This window comes from Hominimerdicola alba (genome assembly GCF_900112155.1).
Taxonomy (GTDB): Bacteria; Bacillota; Clostridia; order Oscillospirales; family Ruminococcaceae; genus Hominimerdicola; species Hominimerdicola alba_D.
This window is the reverse complement of record NZ_FOKQ01000062.1, coordinates 1,076-2,823: the sequence shown is the minus strand read 5'-3', so window position 1 is coordinate 2,823 and position 1,748 is coordinate 1,076. Positions and strand designations below refer to the sequence as shown.

The following is a 1,748-nucleotide window of genomic DNA, read 5'->3' as shown; positions in this document are numbered from 1 at the left end:
TGCATCAAGCAAAGTTGGCATCGGTGCATTTCTCAGCATTTCCTCCCAACTGCTGACAATGCCGTTTACAAGAAAAACAGAATTGTCATCGATCGATATAAATAGAGGAATGTTTAGAACGCGTAGAGTTGAAAGATAAAAAGGGCAGTAAAATATACACTTTGTCAGGCGGTCAACAGCAGAGAGTTGCTTTAGCTCGACTTATGCTAAAAAAGTGTGATATAGTTTTAGCTGACGAACCAACCGGCTCTTTAGATGCGACAAACAGAGATATTATAATGAATATACTTTCCTCTATACATAAGCAAGGGAAAACAGTTATAATTGTAACGCACGATCCAATGGTTGCAAAGAAGTGTGAAAATGTTATTGAAATATGCGATGGAAAGATAGTTTAACAAAATGAATTACATCATAATACTTGTCATCTTACAAGAGGCTATTGTCACCGCTCCTCCAAATTGTCATCCAAAAGTGAACGTATCCTGTCAAGGACAGATACCGTATTTTGTCAATGAAAAAGCATCGAAAAAAACAAACTGACTGATCAGGCATCTGTATAACGCAAATGCCTGATTTTTCCTTTTTTCCCTTTCATTCTGCACAACTCCACACCTGAACTTTTGTCACCCTCCCCAAGGTTTATGTTATAAATTCAAATTTATTTCACATTAGCTTGACAGAATAGTTAAACGGTGATAAAATAATTATATGAATGAAATGTTAATTATCCAAAAAGAAAACTAACAAAGCCATGCTGGATCATTATAATCGGAAAGATAAATATGGTAATAATTGCATACTCTGTGGGATAAGTTTTTTCTATTGGGTGCGCTGTTGTTGTATATTAAAATACTGACTTAGGAGGTATGATTATGAAAACACGAAGTATCGAAACACGGTTCTTGTCGATCGTACTGTCGCTCCTGATAGTGCTGACGATGCTGCCCGCGGCAAGCTTTAAGGCGTATGCCGACACGGGGTCGAACACGCCCCTGACATTCACGGCTCAAGAGGATAACTCTTCAGTTACGATAAAGCTGCGTAATGGCGCAGCATTGCAGTATTCAACAGATGGTGAACAGTGGGACGATTATACACCCGGAACGACAATACAGCTCGGTAATAGCGGTGACACCGTTTATTTTCGCGGAACTAATAAAAATAAACAATTATTTGATTACTCCAACAAAGTATCGATCACCGGAAAAGTAGCGTGCAGCGGTAATATCATGACGCTGGTGGATTGGCAGGATCCTGATAACGCTGCAATGGTTTATGATTGCTTTTATTATATGTTTTCCGGCTGTAGGGGACTTACAACAGCGCCTGAACTGCCTGCAACAACTCTGGCAGATGATTGTTACTTTGGTATGTTTTCCGGCTGCACCGGACTTACAACAGCGCCTGAACTCCCTGCAACAACTCTGGCAGATTATTGTTACTATAGAATGTTTTACGGCTGCACCGGACTGACAACAGCGCCTGAACTCCCTGCAACAACTCTGGCATATTCTTGTTACAATTCTATGTTTAACGGCTGCACCGGACTTACAACAGCGTCTGAACTCCCTGCAACAACTCTGGCAAATTCTTGTTACTCTAGAATGTTTTACGGCTGCACCGGACTTACAACAGCGCCTGAACTGCCTGTAACAACTCTGGCAGATGATTGTTACCAAGGAATGTTTTACGGCTGTACCGGACTGACAACAGCGCCTGAACTGCCTGCAACAACTCTGGCAGAT

Annotated in this window: 2 protein-coding genes; both read left to right on the top strand. The window is 41.2% G+C overall.

The window, feature by feature from the left end:
* The first annotated feature begins 128 nt into the window (after positions 1 to 128).
* On the top strand, positions 129 to 398 hold the full coding sequence (locus tag BM265_RS18230; RefSeq protein ID WP_074963379.1) for an ATP-binding cassette domain-containing protein: 270 nt from the start codon (positions 129 to 131) through the stop codon (positions 396 to 398).
* 477 nt (positions 399 to 875) lie between these two features.
* The coding region (locus tag BM265_RS20275; RefSeq protein ID WP_431767999.1) for an early set domain-containing protein at positions 876 to 1,748 on the top strand (873 nt) is incomplete at its 3' end.